General features: G+C 69.1%; 16 protein-coding genes. 9 read left to right on the top strand and 7 right to left on the bottom strand.

Annotated features, from left to right (window positions below; all coding sequences use genetic code 11):
* The first annotated feature begins 8 nt into the window (after positions 1–8).
* Together uvrC and ACG3SL_RS02400 are read left to right on the top strand one after the other, a co-directional pair.
* The gene (gene uvrC / locus ACG3SL_RS02395; protein ID WP_448663542.1) at positions 9–1,931 is read left to right on the top strand and encodes an excinuclease ABC subunit UvrC; all 1,923 of its coding nucleotides are present in this window, start codon (positions 9–11) and stop codon (positions 1,929–1,931) included.
* Between the two features lie 64 nt (positions 1,932–1,995).
* Positions 1,996–4,794: a DUF3857 domain-containing protein gene (locus ACG3SL_RS02400; RefSeq protein WP_448663543.1), complete on the top strand. Its 2,799-nt coding sequence runs from the start codon at positions 1,996–1,998 to the stop codon at positions 4,792–4,794.
* A gap of 119 nt (positions 4,795–4,913) precedes the next feature.
* Here ACG3SL_RS02400 and ACG3SL_RS02405 read toward each other — a convergent pair whose 3' ends face one another.
* The 3 genes from ACG3SL_RS02405 to ACG3SL_RS02415 all read right to left on the bottom strand — a co-directional run bounded on the left by ACG3SL_RS02405 (position 4,914) and on the right by ACG3SL_RS02415 (position 9,821).
* Entirely contained in the window at positions 4,914–5,858 is a 945-nt protein-coding gene (locus tag ACG3SL_RS02405) for a GNAT family N-acetyltransferase (protein ID WP_448663544.1), read from the bottom strand.
* Positions 5,855–6,811 (bottom strand): polysaccharide deacetylase, encoded by a 957-nt coding sequence (locus ACG3SL_RS02410; RefSeq protein WP_448663545.1) that lies wholly within the window; start codon positions 6,809–6,811, stop codon positions 5,855–5,857. Before ACG3SL_RS02410 ends, ACG3SL_RS02405 begins: the two co-directional genes overlap by 4 nt.
* Before the next feature lie 214 nt (positions 6,812–7,025).
* A complete protein-coding gene (locus ACG3SL_RS02415) occupies positions 7,026–9,821 on the bottom strand; it encodes a DUF3857 domain-containing protein (protein WP_448663546.1) in 2,796 nt (931 codons plus the stop codon).
* A gap of 273 nt (positions 9,822–10,094) precedes the next feature.
* Here ACG3SL_RS02415 and recO point away from each other — a divergent pair, with 273 nt between their 5' ends.
* From recO to ACG3SL_RS02430, 3 genes are all read left to right on the top strand, one after another.
* A complete protein-coding gene (recO, locus tag ACG3SL_RS02420; protein WP_448663547.1) occupies positions 10,095–10,826 on the top strand; it encodes a DNA repair protein RecO in 732 nt (243 codons plus the stop codon).
* Positions 10,827–10,898: 72 nt separating this feature from the next.
* Positions 10,899–11,951 (top strand): 3-isopropylmalate dehydrogenase, encoded by a 1,053-nt coding sequence (gene leuB, locus ACG3SL_RS02425; protein WP_448663548.1) that lies wholly within the window; start codon positions 10,899–10,901, stop codon positions 11,949–11,951.
* The gene (locus ACG3SL_RS02430) at positions 11,948–13,051 is read left to right on the top strand and encodes a glycosyltransferase family 2 protein (protein WP_448663549.1); all 1,104 of its coding nucleotides are present in this window, start codon (positions 11,948–11,950) and stop codon (positions 13,049–13,051) included. The genes leuB and ACG3SL_RS02430 overlap by 4 nt, the downstream gene beginning before the upstream one ends.
* Before the next feature lie 244 nt (positions 13,052–13,295).
* On the opposite strand, the gene ACG3SL_RS02435 is transcribed toward ACG3SL_RS02430, so the two are convergent.
* Positions 13,296–14,597 (bottom strand): phospholipid carrier-dependent glycosyltransferase, encoded by a 1,302-nt coding sequence (locus tag ACG3SL_RS02435; RefSeq protein ID WP_448663550.1) that lies wholly within the window; start codon positions 14,595–14,597, stop codon positions 13,296–13,298.
* Between the two features lie 709 nt (positions 14,598–15,306).
* Here ACG3SL_RS02435 and ACG3SL_RS02440 point away from each other — a divergent pair.
* The 4 genes from ACG3SL_RS02440 to ACG3SL_RS02455 are packed head-to-tail and all read left to right on the top strand — an operon-like array spanning position 15,307 to position 17,963.
* The gene (locus ACG3SL_RS02440) at positions 15,307–16,515 is read left to right on the top strand and encodes a trans-sulfuration enzyme family protein (RefSeq protein WP_448663551.1); all 1,209 of its coding nucleotides are present in this window, start codon (positions 15,307–15,309) and stop codon (positions 16,513–16,515) included.
* Positions 16,512–16,916 carry a Co2+/Mg2+ efflux protein ApaG gene (gene apaG / locus ACG3SL_RS02445; RefSeq protein ID WP_448663552.1) on the top strand — a complete coding sequence of 135 codons (405 nt, stop codon included), beginning with the start codon at positions 16,512–16,514 and terminating at the stop codon, positions 16,914–16,916. Before ACG3SL_RS02440 ends, apaG begins: the two co-directional genes overlap by 4 nt.
* Positions 16,913–17,704: a LysR family transcriptional regulator gene (locus ACG3SL_RS02450; RefSeq protein ID WP_448663553.1), complete on the top strand. Its 792-nt coding sequence runs from the start codon at positions 16,913–16,915 to the stop codon at positions 17,702–17,704. The genes apaG and ACG3SL_RS02450 overlap by 4 nt, the downstream gene beginning before the upstream one ends.
* A 4-nt stretch (positions 17,705–17,708) precedes the next feature.
* Positions 17,709–17,963 (top strand): hypothetical protein, encoded by a 255-nt coding sequence (locus ACG3SL_RS02455; RefSeq protein ID WP_448663554.1) that lies wholly within the window; start codon positions 17,709–17,711, stop codon positions 17,961–17,963.
* A 134-nt stretch (positions 17,964–18,097) separates the two neighbouring features.
* Here the strand turns inward: ACG3SL_RS02455 and ACG3SL_RS02460 are convergent, their stop codons facing one another.
* From ACG3SL_RS02460 to ACG3SL_RS02470, 3 genes are read right to left on the bottom strand one after another with little or no spacing between them, the layout of a single operon-like run.
* Positions 18,098–19,426: a serine hydrolase gene (locus tag ACG3SL_RS02460; RefSeq protein ID WP_448663555.1), complete on the bottom strand. Its 1,329-nt coding sequence runs from the start codon at positions 19,424–19,426 to the stop codon at positions 18,098–18,100.
* 60 nt (positions 19,427–19,486) lie between these two features.
* Positions 19,487–20,053: a hypothetical protein gene (locus ACG3SL_RS02465; RefSeq protein ID WP_448663556.1), complete on the bottom strand. Its 567-nt coding sequence runs from the start codon at positions 20,051–20,053 to the stop codon at positions 19,487–19,489.
* Positions 20,050–20,442 carry an RNA polymerase sigma factor gene (locus tag ACG3SL_RS02470; RefSeq protein ID WP_448665226.1) on the bottom strand — a complete coding sequence of 131 codons (393 nt, stop codon included), beginning with the start codon at positions 20,440–20,442 and terminating at the stop codon, positions 20,050–20,052. Before ACG3SL_RS02470 ends, ACG3SL_RS02465 begins: the two co-directional genes overlap by 4 nt.
* Between the last annotated feature and the right edge of the window lie 2 nt (positions 20,443–20,444).

A 20,444-nucleotide genomic window follows, 5' to 3' on the forward strand; every position in this document is an offset into this window, starting at 1 on the left:
GGCGAACCATGACCGATCCCAATTCCCCCAATCGCTTCAACGAGGACAAGGCCACCTATGCCGTGCGCGGCGAGGGGGTGCCCGATATCGACGCGGGCGTCGCCGCGATCCGCAACGTCGTCGCGACGCTGCCGACGCGGCCCGGCGTGTACCGGATGCAGGATGCGCGCGGCGACGTGCTGTATGTCGGCAAGGCGCGCGCGCTGAAGAACCGCGTGACCAACTATACCCAGGTCAGCCGCCTGACCAAGCGGCTCCAGCGGATGGTGGCGCAGACCCGGTCGATGACGATCGTTACCACCAACAACGAGGCGGAGGCGCTGCTGCTCGAGGCGCAGCTCATCAAGCGGTTTCGCCCGCCCTACAATGTGCTGCTGCGCGACGACAAAAGCTTTCCCTACATCCTGTTGCGGCGCGACCATGATTTTCCGCGCGTCCAGCTCCATCGCGGGGCGCGGCGGTTCAAGGGCGACTATTTCGGGCCGTTTGCGGGCGCGGGGCAGGTGCGCAAGACGCTGAACGCGCTGCAGAAGCTGTTCCTGCTGCGCAGTTGCACCGACAGTTTCTTCGCCACGCGCGACCGGCCGTGCCTGCTCTACCAGATCCGCCGCTGTTCCGCGCCGTGCGTCGGGCGGATCGACGAGGCGGGCTATGCCGAACTGATGCAGGACGCGCGCGACTTCCTGACCGGCAAGTCGACCAAGGTGCAGGCCAAGCTGGGCGAGGCGATGCAGGCGGCGGCGGAGAATCTCGACTTCGAGCAGGCGGCGGTGCTGCGCGACCGGCTGAAGGCGCTGACCTTCATCCAGGGCAGTCAGGCGATCAATGCGGAAGGGGTGGGCGACGCCGACATCTTTGCGATGGCGCACAAGAACGGCGTGATGGGCATCCAGGCGTTCTTCATTCGCGGCGGCCAGAACTGGGGCCATCGCAGCTTCTTTCCCGCGCACACCAGCGACGTGCCCGAGGACGAAGTGCTGAGCGCGTTCCTGATGCAATTCTATGAGGAGGTGCCGCCGCCGCGCAACGTGTTCGTCGATCGCGAACTGGACGAGGCGGCGCTGCTGGCCGAGGCGATGGCCGAGCGCGCGGGGCACAAGGTGGCGCTGAGCGTGCCCCAGCGCGGCGCGCGCCGGCGGCTGATGGAACAGGCGCAGCGCAATGCCGTGGAGGCGCTGGACCGGCGCATGGCGGAGAGCACGACGCAGGCGAAGCTGCTGGCCGAACTGGCCGATTTCTTCGACCTGCCCGAGCCGCCCGACCGGATCGAAGTGTATGACAACAGCCATATCCAGGGCACCGCCGCGACCGGCGCGATGGTGGTCGCGGGGCCGGAGGGGTTCCGCAAGGGCCAGTATCGCAAGTTCAACATCAAGGACGAGCGCACGGTCCCCGGCGACGATTTCGGGATGATGCGCGAAGTGTTCACGCGCCGCTTCGCCCGCGCGCAGGCGGAGGACCCCGATCGGACGCAGGGCGACTGGCCCGATCTGGTGCTGATCGACGGCGGGCGTGGCCAGCTGAACGCCGCGCGGGCGGTGCTGGAGGATCTGGGCATCGAGGATGTGTGCATGGTCGGCGTCGCCAAGGGGCCGCACCATGGCCGCGACGGGCGCGAAGTGTTCCACATGCTGGACGGCAGCGAGCGGATGTTGCCCGTCAATGCGCCGTTGCTGTTCTACATCCAGCGGCTGCGCGACGAAGTGCATCGCTATGCGATCGGCGTCCACCGGGCAAAGCGGGCCAAGGCGAGCGTGGCGAGCCCGCTGGACGATGTGCCGGGAATCGGCCCCGCGCGCAAAAAGGCGCTGTTGATGCATTTCGGGACGGCGAGGGCAGTGAAGGGGGCCAGCCTGGAAGACCTGAAGCGCGCGCCCGGCGTATCGGCGGCAGTCGCGCAGCAACTTTACGATTATTTCCACGCCCAGTGACACGGCCCTTGCCAGTCCTCGCGGAACTGGCGAGGATTGTCGCGTAGTTGCGGGGAGTTGCCGAATGTTGCGTTACGGTGTTGTGACGGTCGCCTTGCTGGCGGCGACGAACGCGCATGCCGGGGACAAGCCCCTGTACCAGCCTGCGCCCGCCTGGGTGCTGGCGGCCCCCGCGCCCGCCGCCGCATCCGATGGCGATGCCGCGAGCCTGGTGACGTTCGACAACCAGCAGCGGATCGACGCCGACGGCACGCTTTGGGCCTATAGCGAGCGCGCGACGCGCATCCTGTCAGTTTCGCAGCTTACCCAGGCGGGCACGGTCAGTATCGAATGGCAGCCCCAGCATGGCGACCTGATCGTCCACGCGGTCGACATCGTGCGCGGGGGGCAGCGGATCGACGCGCTCAAGGCGGGGCCGCAATTCACCGTGATCCGCCGCGAAAAGGGGCTGGAGGCACAGATGCTGGACGGCACGCTGACCGCGACGCTGGCAGTGGAGGGGCTCCAGGTCGGCGACGTGCTCGACGTGCGCTATACGGTGACACGCAAGGACCCGGCACTGGCGGGCAATGCCGTCGCGATCGGCCCGATCCTGTCGCAGCCGATCAAGCTCGGTTTCGGTCGCACGCGGGTGATGTGGCCGCAGGGCACGCCGGTGCAGTGGAAAGTGCACCCCGTGGGCGCCACCCCGCGTGAGAGCGATGCGGCGGGGTGGCATGTGCTGGAGTTCACGCTGCCCCTGGCGCGCCAGCCCGAGGCGCCGGCGATGGCGCCGGGGCGGTTCGTACGCCCGCCGATCGTCGAAGCGACGACCTTTGCCGATTGGGCGGCAGTGTCGAAGGTGATGGCGCCGCTGTACAGGACCGAGGGGCTGATCGCGCCGGGCAGCCCGCTTGCCGCCGAAGTGGCCACGATCGCCAAGGCCGAGAGCGATCCGGTGCGCCGCACCGCATTGGCGCTCAAGCTGGTGCAGGGGCAGGTCCGCTATCTGGCGAAGGGGATGGATAACGGCAATCTGGTGCCGCAGACGCCCGCGCAGACCTGGGCCACGCGCTATGGCGACTGCAAGGCCAAGACGCTGTTGCTGCTGGCGATCCTGCATGACCTGGGGATCGAGGCCGAGGGCGCGCTCGCCAATCTGGGCAATGGCGATCTGGTGACGGCGCGGCTGCCGTCGATTGCGGCGTTCAACCATATCTTCGTGATCGCCAAGGCCGGCGGACGGACGCTGTGGCTGGACGGCACTGCCACCGATGCGCAGCTGGAGGACATCGACGATGTTCTCATCACCGGCTGGGCGTTACCAGTGCGGGCGGAGGGCGCGACGCTGGTGCAGGCGCCGCGCCGCGTGCCGGGGCGGCCGACGATGCTGGGGACCGTCGAACTCGACATGCGCGGCGGGCTGGACCTGCCCGCGCCGTTCGAGGCGACGGTCACGATCCGGGGCCGCAATGCCAGCATGCTGAAGACCGCCATGGCGCAAATGGGCAAGGACGAGCAGCGGCGGATGCTCCAGGGCTCGGCCCCGAGTGGCGCCGACATGATTCTGGCATCGCACAAGGTCACGTTCGACGACGCTGCCAGCAGCGCGACCATCGTGCTGCGCGGATCGATGACGCCGCGCTGGAATTATGACGATGCGCGCTATCGCTATGGCGTGGCGCCGATCGGAGTGGCGACGCTGCCCGATCGGACCCGCGCGATCTGGAAGGACATTCCGGTGGCCTTCGGCGATCCGGCGAACACGCGCCAGACGACGCGCATCCTGTTGCCCGATGGCGGCAAGGGCATCGTGCTGGACGGTGCGCCGGTGACCGAGATCGATTTGCCCGGCGGCCGCCATGTCAGCCGCACCGCGACGCTGGCGGGCGAGGTGCTCACCGTCGAGATGCGCAACACCCAGACCGGCGGCGAAGTCGCGCCCGCCGAAATCCCGGCGGCCCGCGCGAAGCTGGCCGAGGCGAAGAACCGGTTGCTGCGTGCCGCCACCGTGCCGGGTCGGCCGGGGCCGTGGAACGCCGTGGCGGCGGCCAAGCGCGCCGGGCGCTACGACCGGCAGCTGGCGGATTATGCCAGCTATATCGCCGACAAGCCCGAGGAAGCGTCGCGGCTGATCGACCGCGCGCGATTCCTGGAGGGGATTTTCGAGCGCGAAAAGGCGCTGGCCGATCTGGACAAGGCGATCGCGCTCCAGGCCGATGACGCGACTTATCTGCGCCGGGCGAATGTGCTGGTCGCGCTGGGGCGTCGGCAGGCGGCCGAGGCCGATCTGGTCGCTGCGCACGAACTGGACCCCGCCGACACCAATGTGCTGCGTCGGCTGGCGGTCATGAAGGCGGAGAATGGCGACAAGGATGCGGCGCTGGCGCTGGTCGATGCCCGGATCGACGCGACCGGCGACGGCGAGGACGCGCCTGGATTGCTGGCGATGCGTGGCGCGGTGCTGGCGGCGGCGGGCGATGCCGCCGGGGCAATCGCGGCGAGCGACAGCGCCGTGGAAAAGCGGCCCGGCAATGCGAACTTCCTCAACGGGCGCTGCTGGATCAAGGGCACGCTCAACGTCGAACTGGACAGCGCGCTCAAGGATTGCACCCGCGCCGTGGAAATGGGCGGCAGCGGCGTCGCGGCGGCGCTGGACAGCCGCGCCATGGTCTATTTCCGCATGAACAAGCTGGCCGAGGCCGCCACCGACCTGAAGGCCGCGCTGGAACTGCGGCCCGGTGCGGCGGGCACCTTGTTCCTGAACGGGGTGGTGCAGCGGCGGATGGGCAATGCGGCGGCGGGCGATGCCGCGCTGGCGGAGGCACGGCTGCTCCAGCCGCAGGTCGATGCGGACTATGCGCGGTTCGGGATCAAGCCCTGAGGGAAGGGCCGGGCACGCTGACTCCACCTCTCCGTTCGCCCTGAGCTTGTCGAAGGGCCCGGGTCTCGCGGTGCTTCGACACGCTCAGCACGAACGGCTGTTTGTCGGCGCGATGCGCTCTAGCCGCCCCGGCGCACCCGCTTCGCCAGCCGCTCCAGCCCCGCGCCGTGCACCGCGCGCTTGGCGGCGGCGACCGTGCGGTCGAACCCGCCCAGCGCGGCCATCGTCACGCGATTGGCCAGGCTGGGGCGCAGCAGCAGCAGGTCGACGCACGCGACGCCGCCGGTGGCGAACTGGCGCTTGTGCTGGCCCTCGCCCTCGGTGAAGTCGAACGTCTGGAACGTCCCCGCGTCGAACAGGTCCTGCATCGCCTCCATCTGGAGCACGGCGCCCGGCGACAGGTCGTTGAACGCCGGATCATGCCCGACATGGGCATAAATCACGGTGCCCTCGACCACCGGGCAATAGAGATAGGCCGCCGGCTCGCCCGCAATGTACAGCAGCCATGCGCGCACCTGCCCCGCCGCTGCCAGCGCCGCCGTCTCGCGCAGGAATGCGGGGGTGTCGGGCAGCCCCGATCCGAGCAGCCGCTCCTGATAGGTGCGCAGCGAAATCCGCCGGGCGACGTCGTGGAACGCCTCCAGCTCCGCAGGCGCGGCGAAGCGGCGCACGTCGAGCGTGCCGCCCGATTCCTGCGTGATCTTCTTCGCCTTGCGCCGCAGGTTCTGGCGCGCATTCGAGGACAGTCCGGCGAACCAGCCGTCGAAACTGCCCGTGAAATCCAGATAATAGCGGGTGTAGCGCTGGCGGATGAAGGGCAGCATCGCGTCCGATGCGGCGACCACGCCGTCCAGCAGCGCCTCGGGCAGCGACGTGATCGCATAGCCATGCGCGGCGCGCGGGAGCGGGGGCAGCACGGGCACCGCGCCCGAGCGCGCATCCTTGAGGCTCAGCGGCACGCGCAGCAGCGAGCGCTGGATCGCCATCAGTGTGCGTGCGCCGATCTGGAACTTGAGCGGCATCGGCCGGGCGAGGTCGAGGCGGGGCTCGCTGGTCCCGGTCATGCCGCGCGCTCCTCGACCAGGTTGGACCAGAGCTGTTCCCCCTGGCGCCAGCGCGTGCGCCACAGGCTGGGGCCGAGCGGCGCGTCGGCGCGGTCGAGCGGCAAGGTGGGGCGGTCGGCAAAATGCGCGGTCACCAGCCCGCCGCGTCGCGCCGCCAGCATCCGGCACAGCGCCTCGAACCGGCGGACATGCACGGCATTGCGCCGCGTGCCCGCGCGATTGGCCAGCTCGAAACCGTGGCTGACGATCGTCACTGCCGCATGGTTGCGGCGCACCGCATGGTCGAGCGCGGCGCGCATCTCGCCGGTCGAGAGCGCACAGATCTGGAAATGGCGCAGATGCCCCTTGCGATCCTCGATCAGCGTAACCGGCACTTCGATCACGCCGCGATGGCGCACCGGCGCGATCTGGCGCGCATCCAGCCCGATCGCGCTGGGCCAGGGATGTTCGGAGCCGTTGTGGCTCGAATCATACGTGAAGCCCAAAGTCGCCAGCGCGGTGAGCGTATCGTCGCTGGCGGAATAGCTGCCCGAACGGAACGCCACCGGATCGGGCGCCCCCGCCGCGACCAGCATCTCCGCTGCGCCCGCGATCAGCCGCGTCTGCTCGGCGAGGCTGTAGTCGATCAGCTCGAACGGGCCATAGCTCGCGCCGCGATCGCCCGCATGGGCGCCTGTCCAGTTCGGATGCAGGTGCAGCTGCACTTCCTGCCCGGCGTCGAGAATCGCGCCGGTGATCCGCTTGATCGGTTCGAGCCCATAGACGAGCGCGGGCATCGGATCGACGAAGAACGTCGCCTTCAGCCCATGCGCAGCCAGCTGCGCCAGTTGCCAGCCCACGCCGACGCCCGCCGGCTCCAGCGAACGCTGGACGATCGTGTCGATGTCGAGCCCGGCGACATGGTGCCGCCACATCAGCTCGGTGTCGATCGTAAGGAAAACGCGCGTCGCCATGGTCGGCGCCCTTAAGCCACGCGCGTGAAGAAACTCCAAATCCGGTTTGGAGGGATTGGGATGCTTCCGCCCTCTTCGTCATCCTGACGAAAGTCAGGATCCATTCGCCGCTCCGTTTGCGCTTCTTGCCGAACCGGGCGGTGAATGGATCCCAGCTTTCGCTGGGATGACGACGACAGCGGTTGCGCCCCTTGTAGTGCCCAACCCGCTCCCGTCAGGGCTTCACCCCGTACCGCGCGTAATCCTCGTCCACGCGCGGGTTCATCAGGCGGGCGGCGGCCAGGTCGGCGTCGGCGGTCTTGGCGCCGGTGCGCTTGCCCACCACGCCGCGGAGGTACAGGCTGGCGGTCTGGCTGGGCGCGATCAGCAGCGCGGCGTCGAGGTCGGCGACGGCCTCTTCCATCCGCCCCAGCCGGTAATAGACCAGCGCGCGGCTGTCATAGATCGACGCGGGCTGCTCGGCCATTTCGATGGCGCGGGTGCAGTCCTTGAGCGCAGTGTCGAGCTGGACGCCCAGCGTGCCCTTCAGCCAGCAGCGGTCGTTGAGCAGCGACGCATTGCCCGGATTGGCCTTCACGATCGCATCCATCGCCGCGACCGCTTCATCGGTGCGCCCGGCCTCGCCCAGCAGGGTGGCGTGCGCCGAGACATATCCCTGCTTTTCCTTGCCCCCTGCCGCGATGCGTTCCGCCAGCATCGCCAGCGCCGCGTCGCGCTCGCCCTTGCGGAAACGCAGCTGTGCGACCGTGCCGATCGCCGAGGACGAGCTTGGCTCCAGCTCCAGCGCGCGCTGCGCATCGGCAAGCGCCAGCGCATCCTGCCCCAGCGCGCGGTGCGCCCAGGACCGGGCGAGGTACAGGTCAACGCTCGGCTCGATTCCGATCGCCTTGTCGTAATCGGGCAGCGCCGCCTTCCAGTCCCAGACCCCGGCCAGGAACGCCGCGCGGTTGAGATAGGGGAGTGCGGCCTTGGGATCGTCGGCCACCGCCTGGGCATAGACTGCCAGGATCGGCGCGAACCCCTTGGTCCGGCGCGCTTCGGCGACCAGTTGCCAGCGCGCGGGATAATCTTCGGGCGCGACGATCTCGAGCAGCCGCGTCTGCGCCAGCGCCACCTGCGCGCGCGCCGCCGCGATATCGGCGGGGGCGATTTCGCCCAGCACGCCTTGCGTGACGTCCTCCACGCTCGCCCAGCCATCGGCCAGCACCGTCTTGCGCGTCACGGGCACGCCCGCCAGCGTCGCGGGGAGGACCTGATCGCCCTCCAGCGTGAAGCCCGCGCCCTTTTGCGGCAGGTGCATCCGCACGCTCAGCCGAGTCGATAGCGGCTGGGTCACTGCGACGGGAATGTCCTTCCACGCCGGGCGGGCGCGATCGGGGGCGAAGCCCAGCTGCGACACGGTCTTGTCGGGGGAATAGCGGAACCGCCCCTCGACTCGGCCCCACGGGCTGCCGAGGATGCCGGTCGCCGTGACCGTGGCGGTTCCCGTCACTGCGTCGTAGCGGATGCTGCGATCGGCGACCATCGAATCGCCGACGAACTCGGTGACCATCCCCTGGACCATGCCCGAAAGCTGTTCCTTGTTCGCCTGGCCCGACGCCGCGTTGAGCATTTCGGCCATCTGGCCGCGCGTCGTGAGGGTGTAGCGATAGGGCACGGGCAGGCCGATTCCGGCGCTCTGGTCCATTTCGAGCGCAATGTCGCCAAAGGGCCGGGCCGATGGCCGCAGCGGCAGCGGCATCAGCGCGGCGCCATCGGTGCGCAGCGGCAGCACGGTGCGGAACGGCGGGGTATCGTCGAGGTCGGCCAGCCGCGCGCCGTTGTCCGTCCCGTCGAGCCACAGCGAGGTGCCGTCGATCGTCGCGCGGACGATCACATGGTCGAACGCGCCGGGCGAGGGCAGGCGGCGGGGCAGTTGCTCGGCCATCTGGCTGCTGGCCAGCACCGCTTCCGCCTCGACCCCCAGCGCGCGCAGCATCGCCAGCAGCAACAGCGTCTTGGCCTTGCAGTCGCCATAGCGCAGCGACCAGGTTTCCGCCGGCGCCTGTGGCACGTAATTGCCGTTGTTCATCGCCTTGAACAGATAGCGGACCTCGTCCTGCACCAGCCGCAGCGCCAGCGCGGTGCGCGTGCGCGGATCGGTGGACTTGGCGGCGATCTTGGCGACTTCGGCGGCGAGCGGGCTGCCGGGGGCGATCAGCCCCTCGGTCTTGTACAGCGGCGCGAAGGTGCGCGACACCGCCGCCCAATCGGCGAAGCTGCTCCCTTCGAGCAGCGGCAGCGGCTGGAACCGTGCGGGCGCGTCGCCGGGAAGCTCGGGAAATTTGGCGAGCGGCAGGGGGATTTCGATCGAATCGAACCCGTCCTTCGTCACCACCGCCGGCGACAGGCCGTCGACATAGGTGCGCCATTTGAACGGGCTGCCGCTGGGCCAGGACAGCCGGGCGCGGGCGAAACGGGCGCGGGCCGGATCGCCGAGCAGCTGCAGGCCCGCCTGGACATTGCCTTGCAGCGCCTTGTCGCGCGTGGTCACCGAAAAGCGCAGCCGCACCACGTCGCCGACGCGCAGCCCCTCGATCGCCAGCGTCGCGGTGAGCGTGCCGTCGAGCTGGCGCTGCTCCAGCTGCTGTTCGCGCTGGAGGATCTGGAAACGCTGGCCGGTGGCGAGCAAATCGATCCGCTCGGCCCCGCGCAGGATTTCGGCGCTGTGGACGATCAGGTCGCCCTGGTCCGGCTGCCATGGCAGCGCGAGCTGGCCGATCTGGCTCATCACCTGGGTGGAGACCACGCGCATCGCCTGGTCGCGATATATCCATTCCTGTCCGTCGGCGACGCGCTGCTGCTGGTCGAGGATGACGATCATCGGATCGCTGTCGGTCAGCTTGGCGATGTCTATGGCGGGCGCGGGGACCACCCATGCCGGCGCCGCCTGATACAACGGCTTGTCGCCCGCCCACGCCGCACCACTCACGCACAGCATCACGACCGCTGCGGACCCACGCACCAACATTTCGATATTCCCCCCAAGTATCTGTTCAGGAATACCGGATCGGCCCGTCCCGGCAAGGGGGGGCAATTGCCGTTGAGAACACGCATCGTCATCCTGACGAAGGTCAGGATCCATTCGGTGCTCCGCCTGCGCTTCCTGCCGAACCGGGCGGTCAATGGATCCCGGCCTGCGCCGGGATGACGGAATGCAGGTTGGTCGCGCTGCCGGTGTGCGCCAGTCGCCCGGCGAGCGGGCCTCTCGCCGCGCAGGTGCGTTTCGCCTAAGGGTCGCACCATGCACCTGCGCGCCGAAGCCATTGTCCTGAGCGTGCGCCTGCACGGCGAGCATGGCGCGGTGGTGCGCGCGCTGACGGCGCGGGACGGGGTGCAGCCGGGCTATGTGCGCGGCGGGCGTTCGCGCGCGTTGCGGCCGGTGCTCCAGCCGGCGAACCTGGTGCTCGGCGAATGGCGCGCGCGGACACAGGAGCAGCTGGCCGGGCTGACGGTGGAACTGCTCCACAGCCGCGCGCCGCTGTTCGGCGAACCCTTGCCCGCCGCCGCGCTGACATGGGTGACCGCGCTGACCGCGACGACGCTGCCCGAGGCCCAGCCCTATCCGCGACTCCACAGCGCGCTGGACGGGGTGCTGGCGGCGATCGAGGCGGCGCCGGCGGCGCGGGGATGGGCAGTGGCGCTGGTGCGCTACGAATTGCTGCTGCTCGCCGAACTGGGCTTCGGGCTCGACCTGGAGCAATGCGCGGCGACCGGGGCGCGCGAGGATCTGGCCTATGTCAGCCCCAAGAGCGGCGGCGCGGTCAGCCGGGTGGCGGCGACCGGCTATGAAGCGCGGCTGCTACGGCTTCCGCCGTTCCTGACCGCGGGCGGGGCGGCGGCGTGGGGCGATATTCTCGACGGGCTGCGGCTGACCGGGCATTTCCTGGCGCGCGACCTGTTGATCGGGCGCGACGCCGATGTGCTGGCGGCGCGCGCGCGGCTGGTCGACCGGCTCAAGCGAGCGGTTGCGTAACCGCTGCGGTGACGGCAAAGCGCGGTTTCCGCTGCCTCCTTGCCGGGGCGGGGGGAACGCCAAGGAGTCGCAATGCCGCTGATCGCCATTTTGCCCGGGGACGGAATCGGTCCCGAAGTCACCACCCAGGCGCGCCGCGTGCTCGAGGCGCTGGGCCTCGACCTGCAGTTCGAAGAGGCGCCGGTCGGCGGCGCGGGCTATCTGGCGGCGGGCAAGCCGCTTCCCGACGATACGCTGGCGCTGGCCAAGCGCGCGGATGCGGTGCTGTTCGGCGCGATCGGCGATCCGCGCTTCGAGGCGCTGGAGCGGCGGCTGCGGCCCGAGGCGGCGCTGCTGGGGCTGCGCCGCGAGCTGGGGCTGTTCGCCAATATCCGCCCCGCAACGCTGTTCGCCGGCCTCGAGGACGCATCGCCGCTCAAGCCCGAGGTGGTGAACGGGCTCGACATCGTCATCGTGCGCGAGCTGACCGGCGACGTCTATTTCGGCGAAAAGGGCCATCGCACGACGATGGAGGGGCTGCGCCAGGGCTATGACGTGATGTCCTACGACGAAGTCGAAGTGGAACGGATCGCCCGCGTCGGATTCGAAATGGCGAAGCGCCGCAAGAAGAAGCTGTGCTCGGTCGACAAGGCCAATGTGCTCGAAACCTCGCAGCTGTGGCGCGATGTCGTCAATGAAATGAGCGTGCAATATCCCGACATCGAATTGACGCACATGTACGTCGATAATGCCGCGATGCAGCTCGTTCGCCGCCCCACCGCATTCGACGTGATCGTCACCGGCAACCTGTTCGGCGACATCCTGTCCGACCAGGCCAGCATGTGTGCCGGCTCGATCGGCATGCTCCCGTCCGCCTCGCTCAGTGCGTGGAGCGGGGGCAACGGCATGTACGAACCCATCCATGGCAGCGCCCCCGACATTGCCGGGCAGGGCAAGGCCAATCCGTGCGCGGCGATCCTGTCGGCCGCGATGCTGCTGCGCCACTCGCTGGTGGACGAGGCATCGGCACAGCGGATCGAGGCGGCGGTGGCCGCCGCGCTGGTCAAGGGTGCACGCACCCCCGACCTGGGCGGCACGCTGACCACGGTCGAAATGGGCGACGCGGTGCTGCGGGAGCTTCAGTGACGTCCACTTTGCTTGAGCTCGCCGTCGTCATCCCGACGTTCAACGAGCGTGCCAATGTCGCGACGCTGGTCGCCAAGCTGGATGCCGCGCTTGCCGGCCGAAGCTGGGAGGCGATCTTCGTCGACGACGACAGCCCCGACGGCACCGCCGACGCGGTGCGCGAGCTGGCGCGGCTGGACCAGCGGGTGCGGGTGATCCAGCGGATCGGCCGGCGCGGGCTTTCCTCGGCCTGTATCGAGGGGATGTGCGCCACCGCCGCGCCGATCGTCGCGGTGATCGACGGCGACATGCAGCATGACGAGCGGCTGCTGCCCCGGATGCTCGACGCGCTCCAGGCCGACGCTACGCTCGACGTGGCGATCGGGTCGCGCTTCTGCGAAGGCGGCTGCACCGGCGAATGGGACAGCGACCGGGTGGCCAAGTCCGCGCTCGCCACGCGGCTGTCGCGCCGCGTGCTCAAGGCCGACCTGACCGATCCGATGAGCGGATTCTTCATGATCCGCGCGCCGATCGTCCGCGCGCTGGTGCCGACGCTGTCGGGGATCGGGTTCAAGATCCTGCTCGACATCCTGACGGCGGCGCCGACGCCGCTCAACTTCATCGAGCTGCCCTATGTCTTCCGCACGCGCACCGAGGGGGAGAGCAAGCTCGACCATGTCGTGGCGATGGAATATCTGATCGCGCTGTACGACCGGATGTTCGGCAAGATCATCCCGGTGCGCTTCGCGATGTTCTCGGCGATCGGCGCGATGGGGGCGGGGGTGCATTTCCTCGTGCTGGGCGTGCTGTTCTTGCTGATGGGGATGCATTTCGTCACTGCGACGATCGTCGCCACGGTGGCGGCGATGACGTTCAACTTCTTCCTTAACAATGCGCTCACCTATCGCGAGCGCCGGCTGAAGGGGTGGCGGCAGCTGCTCGACGGCTGGGTGATATTCTGCGTGGTCTGCTCGGTGGGCGCGGTGGCGAATGTCGGCATGGCGGCGTTCCTGCATAACGTCGAACATGGCGACTGGCGCCTGTCTGCGCTGGCCGGGATCGCCGTGGCGGCGGTGTGGAATTTCGTACTGTCCTCGCGGTTTACGTGGGGACGGTATTAGGGTCTCCTAAATCCTCCCCCGGAGGGGGAGGGGGACCGGCGCAACCGGTGGAGGGGTAGCTTCCGCCAGCGATCCGGCTGACATGAACCAATCACCTCACAAGGTTCGAAAAACCTCCACCGCAGCGATCCGCAGCATGGTCGCGGGACCACGTTTCTTTCGGGCCATGCAGCATGTGGCGACTACCCCTCCACCAGCCTGCGGCTGGTCCCCCTCCCCCTCCGGGGGAGGATTTATGCTGCCCTCACCGCCAGTCCGTGAACCACATCCACCGCGTGAATCCCTGTGCGTCGGGCAGCGGCTGGGCGGCCAGGATGGGGTAGAAATAGAGGAAGGCGATCAGCGCGGCGGCGGCGAACCATTCCTCGCGGCCCTTGTTCCGCCCGGCGTCGTAATGGTGGAAGGCTACTGCCAGCACCATGCACAGGAAGATGCCGGACAGGTGGTAATAATAATAGAATCCCAGCGATTTCGGGATAATCGCATAGATCGCGACCGACGCCGTCCATAGCAGGGCGACCGCCAGCGGGTACGCTGCCCGGCTGCGGAACCAGGCCCAGTAACAGGCCAGCACCGCGACCAGCCCGCCCCACATCACCAGCGGGTTGCCGATCAGCAGCACCCCGCGCTGCGCGCCGTTATCCCATTCATAGAAATACCAGATCGGCCGCAGCATCAGCGGCCAGCTCCACCAGTCCGACTGATAGGTATGCGCGCGCAGCCTCTGCGTCTGGAGCGCGTACATGTCGGCCTGTTGCGCGAACAGGCGCGGCAGGGTCAGCGGATCGACCGTGTAGAAGAAGGCGGGGAAGAAGGTGAGGAAATAGACCGGGATGCTGACCGCGCCCAGGATCAGCAGCCCCGGCACGATGCCCAGCCCGGCCCAATGCCGCTGCCCCTTGCCCGAAAAGGCGGTGGCCAGCGGCTTCTTTGCCAACCGCGCATCGCGCAGCCGGATGATGATAAAGGCAAGGCCCGCCAGCGCGACATAGGGCACCGCCGCCCATTTGACCGCCACCGCCAGCCCCAGCAGCACGCTGGCCCCGATCCAGCGGCGCAGCACCTGTCCGCCGCTCGTGCCGCGCATCGCCCACAGCATCAGCACCAGCCCCCAGACGACGAACGCGCCCAGATAGACGTCGAGCATCGCCGTGCGCGCCTGGACGAACAGCGTCTGGTTGAGCATCGCCAGCGCCGCGCCGACCAGCGCCGCGCGCATCGATCCCAGCGACAGCCACAGGAACGCGAACACCCCCAGCACGCTCGCCGTGCCCGCCAGCGTCGCCGTGATCCGCCATCCGAACGGATTGTCGCCCAGCGCGACGATGCCCGCGCCGATCAGCTCCTTGCCCAGCAAGGGATGCTCGATATTGCGCGGCCCCTCCAGGTCGATCAGCGCCTGCGCGGCGGGGACATAATGGACCTCGTCGAACAGGATGCGGCTCGGCTGGTCGAGGTGAAAGGCGAACAGCGCCTGCGCGACGAGCCCGACCAGCAGGGCAACAAGGAAAGGGCGGGTGCCAAGGGCCTTGAGACGATCGGTCATGGCGACAGCGATAAACGATCCTTTCGTGCGCGTCATTGGCGAAGCAATGGCGGCTGTGGTGGCGGTCCGGGATGGCGGGTCGTGGCGGTGACCCGTGCAATCGCGGGCGGGCCGCGCCATTCGCGGCGCCATGCCCCCCAATCGTCGTCCCGGCGCAGGCCGGGATCTCGTGCAGTAGCGCGGCTCCGTCGCCTGAGGTCCCGGCTTTCGCCGGGATGACGGCTGTGGCGGTTGGGGATTACGGGCTGTGGCGACGACGTGCGCAATCGTGGGCAGGCCGCGCCATTCGCGGCGTCACGCCGCCCAATCGTCTTCCCGGCGCAGGCCGGGATCTCGTGCAGCAGCGGGGCTCCGTCGCCCGAGGTCCCGGCTTTCGCCGGGATGACGGCTGTGGCGGTTGGGGATTACGGGCTGTGGCGACGACGTGCGCAATCGCGGGCGGGCCGCGCCATTCGCGGCACCATCCCCCCAATCGTCGTCCCGGCGCAGGCCGGGATCTCGTGCCGCAGCGGGGCTCCGTCGCCTGAGGTCCCGGCTTTCGCCGGGATGACGGCTGCGGTGGCGTTACAATCGCAATCCCGCATCCTTGGGGCAGCGCCGCCCGCGACGGGGCCCTCCCCAGGGGCGACCGGCAGATTCCTCGCGCTCCGGCGGCAAATGCGACACCCGTAGTTGACGCGGGGGCCGCGCTCCCGGCAAAGCAGCGCGCATGAAACGTCGTACCGGCATGGATCGCAGCATCACCCGCACCTGGAAACCCGCAACCCAGGCAGTGCGCGGCGGGACCATGCGTTCGGAATTCGGCGAGACGAGCGAGGCGATCTACCTCACCTCCGGCTATGCCTATGACTGCGCGGGCGATGCCGCCGCGCGCTTTGCCGGCGAGCAGGAGGGGATGACTTATTCCCGGCTCCAGAACCCCAGCGTCCAGATGCTGGAGGAGCGCATCGCGCTGCTGGAGGGCGCCGAGGCGTGCCGGACGATGGCGACGGGCATGGCGGCGATGACCGCGGCGCTGCTGTGCCAGCTGGAACAGGGCGACCATATCGTCCAGGGCCGCGCCGCCTTTGGTTCGTGCCGCTGGCTGACCGAGACGCTGCTCCCCCGGTTCGGGATCGCCACGACGATCGTCGACGCGCGCGACCCGCAGCAGTTCCAGGACGCGATCCGCCCGAACACCAAGCTGTTCTTTTTCGAGACGCCCGCCAATCCGACGATGGACGTGGTCGATCTGGAGGCGGTGTGCGGCATTGCCCGCGCGAACGGGATCAAGACGGTGGTCGACAATGCCTTCGCGACGCCGGTGCTCCAGCGCCCCATCGATTTCGGCGCGGACATCGTCGCCTATTCCGCGACCAAGATGATGGACGGGCAGGGCCGTGTTCTGGCCGGCGCGGTGTGCGGGACCGAGGATTTCATCACCAACACGCTGCTGCCCTTCACGCGCAACACCGGGCCGACGCTGAGCGCGTTCAACGCGTGGGTGGTGCTCAAGGGGCTGGAGACGCTGGACCTGCGCATCCATCGCCAGAGCGAGAATGCGGTCAAGGTCGGCCGCTTCCTGGAAGGCCGCGTGCCGCGCGTGAACTTCCCCGCGCTGCCCAGCCATCCGCAGCACGCGCTGTTCCAGCGCCAGATGAAGGCGGCGGGGCCGATCTTCAGTTTCGAGCTGGACGGCGGCCGGGCGCAGGCGCACGGGCTGCTCGACGGGCTGGAACTGGTCGATATTTCGAACAACATCGGCGACTCGCGCTCGCTGATGACGCATCCGGCATCGACCACCCATTCGGGGCTGGCCGAGGAAAAGCGGCTGGAGATGGGGATCACCGAAGGCACGCTGCGCCTGAACGTCGGGCTCGAGGATGCCGACGACGTGATCGCCGATCTCGACCAGGCATTGCGGCGCGTCGGGCTGTGACGGTCAAGGCACTCTTCACCGACGAAGCCGAAACGCGCGGCATCGTCGTGCGGGTGTCGGCTTCCTATCTGCCCGAACAGTCGCAGCCCGAACGCGGGCGGTGGTTCTGGGCCTATCACATCCGCATCGAGAATGCGGGCGCCTTCACGGTGCAGCTGCTCACCCGGCACTGGATCATCACCGACGGGCGCGGCGTGCGGCATACCGTGGAGGGCGAGGGCGTGGTCGGCGAACAGCCGATGATCGATCCCGGCGGCAGCTTCGACTATGTATCGGGCTGCCCGCTGGCGACGCCCACCGGGCATATGCAGGGCAGCTACCACATGATCGGCGAAGACGGTTCGGCGTTCGACGTCGCCATTCCCAAATTCGCGCTCAACGCGCCGGCGGTGGCGGGATGAAGCGGACGCACCTTCCCCTCAATGGCCTGCGCGTGCTCGACGCGGCGGCGCGGCACCTGTCGTTCACGCGCGCGGCCGACGAGCTGGCGGTCACCCCGGCGGCCGTGGGCCAGCAGATCCGCGCGCTTGAGGATACGCTGGGCGTCGTCCTGTTCCGCCGCACGACCAAGGGGCTGGAGCTGACGCCCGAGGGCGAAGGCGGGCTGGCCGCGCTGCGAGCCGGGTTCCTCCAGTTCGAGGAAGCGGTGCGCGCGATGCAGGCGGGGCAATCGTCCAAGTCGCTGACGATCGCCGCCCCGCGCGACATCACCGCCAAATGGCTGATGCCCAAGCTGGCCGAGATTGCGCGTGCGGACAGCGAACTGCGCTTCGTGCTGATCCCGTCGGACGATGCGCTCGACTTTACCGAAGCCAATCTCGACCTGGCGGTCCGCTGGGGCGAGGGGCCGGGTGCGCATGAGGGCGAGGGGCTGGAGAGCGACGGCATGGTCACGGTCGAGCGGCCCGGCGGCGGCGTGGATACCCGCATCGCCTGGCCGGGGTGCCTGGACGAGGATGCCGGGTCGCAGGTCCGCGTTTCCGATGCCGGGCTCGCGCTCGATGCGGCGGCGCAGGGGCTGGGCCGCGCGACCGTGCCCGAACTGCTCGCCCGCGCCGATCTGGCCGCCGGGCGCGTGGTCGCGGTGGGCGAGACGCGGGCGTCGGCGCTGGGATACTGGCTGGTCGCGCCCTTGCCGCAGTGGCGCCAGAAAAAGGTCCGCGCGCTGGTCGACGCGCTGGTGGCGTGAGCGCATGGCCCCGCCGAACCTGAAGGACCCCGCCGATGCCGAGGCCTATCGCACCGAGCTGGCGGGCGTGGGGCGCGGCATCCGGCTGGCCGGCGTGCTGATCGCCACGCTGGGCGCGATCCTGGTGCTGCTCCACCGCAAGGGATGGGTGCCGGTGCCGATCTGGCTGGGCGTGATCGTGCTGGGCGCCGGCGTGATGCTGATGATCACCGCCGTCGCGGCGCGCAGCCGCTATCACCAGCTGCGGATGCGGGGATAGGGGAGAGCCTATCCGTTCCCCTCCCGCAAGCGGGAGGGGCTAGGGGAGGGCCTGAAGTAGAAGAAGCGCCGCGCAGGCGCGGCCCCTCCCCCGACCCCTCCCGCTTGCGGGAGGGGAGATTCAGTTTGCTGCTTTCAGGGTGCCGCCAGTTCCGCCGCCTTCCCGACCAATCCTGCGAACTTGCCGTTCTCCACCGGCTGGGTCGGGTCGTTCCAGCTTGCCGAATAGACATACCAGTCGCCGGCCTTGCTCTGGAGCAGCAGCGTCATCGCCATCACGCCGGGCTCCGATCCGCCCTTGTAGCCCACGAACTGCCATTTCGACGCGGCGAGCGCGGGGATGCCGGGGTTCTTCGACAGGATCGCGCGCGCATCGGCGCCCTTCGCCCCCTCGGTGTTGCGGCGGATCCAGTCCATCACACGCACCAGGTCGTTGGGGCTTTCAAACCATTCGAGCGTGTCGGGCGACAGCGGCTGTTTCGAGGCGAACAGCGCATGGTCGATCGCGCTCAGCGGCGTGGCGGCGACTTCGCCGTCGAGCAGCGCCCGGCGCCCGGCCTCGCCCTGCGCCAGATAGCGCGCGCGCAGCCCGGCGATGCCCTTGAGCTTGAACACTTCCGCCGTGCCCATGAAGGGGCGGTTGCGCGCGGGGTCCTTGATCCCGAGCACCGGCATCATCGCCTCCACCTTCGCGCGACCCAGCGTCTTCAGCAATATGTCGGTCGCGCTGTTGTCGCTGATCGAGATCATCTGCGTCGCCAACTCGCGCAGGCTCACCTGCGTCCCCGCCGGCTTGCCATAATAGCCGCCGCCGGGAAGCTCCTTGCCGTCCAGCGTGACCAGGTCGTCCCACTTGCGCTCCCCGGCATTGGTCGCGCGGATCAGCTCGGCGAGGATCACCAGCTTGAATTCGGAGCCGATCGCGAAGGGGGTATCGGCGTTGTGCGCAGCCAGGATCTGCGGCGTCGCCCCGCCCAGCTTGGCGAGGACATAGCCGGTGCTGCCCTTCAGCCCCCGGATCGTCGCGCCCACGGCGTCCAGCGTCGCCTCGCGCGCGGTGACGCCGCGGATCAGCAGCCCGGTGACGCGGTGGTCGCCGGCGGGATCGACGGCGATGTCCATCTCCGCCAGCGCGTCGCGGAACTCGACGGTCACGGTGCCGGACCAGGGCGTCTTGGCAGTGAGCCGCTGAATGTCGGAGAAGGGGCCGCTGCCGGCGATCAGCTGCGCGCTGATCGCATCGAACTGCGCCTTGGGCACCTGTGCGCGGAAGGCGTCGGAGAAATAGGCGTCATAGTCGGCCTTGCCCGAAAGCACATCGCCAAGCTGCTCCACCCGCGCGCGAAATTCCTTGTCGGCGACGACGGGCGCGGCGGGCGCCGCCGGGGCGGGGGGCGGCGTGGTCTGCGCCAGCGCGGGCGCGGCCAGGGCGAGGATGGGCAGGCAGAGCAGCAGTCGGCGCATCGTGAGATCCCCTTTATTGTGTTGCTAGACTAATACACCTTAGGTTGTGGAGCAATCCGCTTAGGCCACGCCCTGGTCGAGCGCGTCGATCTGTGCCTGCAACGCCCGCGCCGCACGGCGATTGAGCGCATGGATGCCCCAGAACACCCCCACCACGGGCAATGCAGCCGCCCCGACTCCGATCAGCGTGGCCCAGAGCGGCAGGTGCGCGGCGGCAACGCGCGCGACGGCGCCGAGCAGCAGCACCATGCCGGGCAGCGGCGGCAGCAGATACCAGCGCCACACGCTCGCCAGCGCGTCGCGCTGCGCCGCGAGCTGCGCGCGGTAGAAGGCAAGGCCCGGCGCGGCGCTGTCGGGCTCGGCAGGGCGGCGGCGCCACAGGTTGCGCAGCGTGACGAACGTGCCGAGAATGATCGCGATGCACCCGATGCGGACGCCCCAGTCGGGCACGATCCATGCCGTGCGCGCGAACACCAGCATGGCGAACGCGCCCGCGACATATTCGATGGCGTCGCGGCGGCGGACCCGGCTGCGCAGCCGCGCCTCGGCGGCGGCCAGCGTCGCCGCCGGCAGTGCGGTCGCGTCCGGGGCCTCTTCCTGCCACAGCGCGGCGATCGGATCGGTCATGCCCGTTCCTCCGAATGAAAGCGGCGCGCCAGCAGCGCCTTGATGCGATGAATCTTGACCGAGACGGTGCCGGGTTTCAGCCCGGTCACCTCAGCGATCTCGGCGGTGTCGACGCCCTCCAGATAGAGAAGGATCACTTGCCGGTCGGGCGGCTCTAGCCGGCGGACCAGCGCGTTCAGCCGCTCGATCAGCTGCGCCTGCCCCACCTCCGCCTCGGGATCGTCCCCGGCGAACAGCCCCTGCGCCGCCTCCAGCCCGACCAGCCGGGCACCCCGCGCGCCTTGCCGGGCATGGGTGGCGGCGACATTGTGCGCGACGCGATAGACCCAGGTCGAGATCGCGCAGCGCGCGTCGAACCGGGCGAAGCTCTGCCACAGCGCAAGGTGGATTT

The organism is Sphingomonas degradans (genome assembly GCF_053502645.1).

Excerpts from the sequence above, each read along its gene's own strand:
- uvrC (WP_448663542.1), top strand. The coding sequence starts at position 9 with ATGACCGATCCCAATTCCCCCAATCGCTTCAACGAGGACAAGGCCACC.
- ACG3SL_RS02400 (WP_448663543.1), top strand. The coding sequence starts at position 1,996 with ATGTTGCGTTACGGTGTTGTGACGGTCGCCTTGCTGGCGGCGACGAAC.
- ACG3SL_RS02405 (WP_448663544.1), bottom strand. The coding sequence starts at position 5,858 with ATGACCGGGACCAGCGAGCCCCGCCTCGACCTCGCCCGGCCGATGCCG.
- ACG3SL_RS02410 (WP_448663545.1), bottom strand. The coding sequence starts at position 6,811 with ATGGCGACGCGCGTTTTCCTTACGATCGACACCGAGCTGATGTGGCGG.
- ACG3SL_RS02415 (WP_448663546.1), bottom strand. The coding sequence starts at position 9,821 with ATGTTGGTGCGTGGGTCCGCAGCGGTCGTGATGCTGTGCGTGAGTGGT.
- recO (WP_448663547.1), top strand. The coding sequence starts at position 10,095 with ATGCACCTGCGCGCCGAAGCCATTGTCCTGAGCGTGCGCCTGCACGGC.
- leuB (WP_448663548.1), top strand. The coding sequence starts at position 10,899 with ATGCCGCTGATCGCCATTTTGCCCGGGGACGGAATCGGTCCCGAAGTC.
- ACG3SL_RS02435 (WP_448663550.1), bottom strand. The coding sequence starts at position 14,597 with ATGACCGATCGTCTCAAGGCCCTTGGCACCCGCCCTTTCCTTGTTGCC.
- ACG3SL_RS02440 (WP_448663551.1), top strand. The coding sequence starts at position 15,307 with ATGAAACGTCGTACCGGCATGGATCGCAGCATCACCCGCACCTGGAAA.
- ACG3SL_RS02450 (WP_448663553.1), top strand. The coding sequence starts at position 16,913 with ATGAAGCGGACGCACCTTCCCCTCAATGGCCTGCGCGTGCTCGACGCG.
- ACG3SL_RS02455 (WP_448663554.1), top strand. The coding sequence starts at position 17,709 with ATGGCCCCGCCGAACCTGAAGGACCCCGCCGATGCCGAGGCCTATCGC.
- ACG3SL_RS02460 (WP_448663555.1), bottom strand. The coding sequence starts at position 19,426 with ATGCGCCGACTGCTGCTCTGCCTGCCCATCCTCGCCCTGGCCGCGCCC.
- ACG3SL_RS02465 (WP_448663556.1), bottom strand. The coding sequence starts at position 20,053 with ATGACCGATCCGATCGCCGCGCTGTGGCAGGAAGAGGCCCCGGACGCG.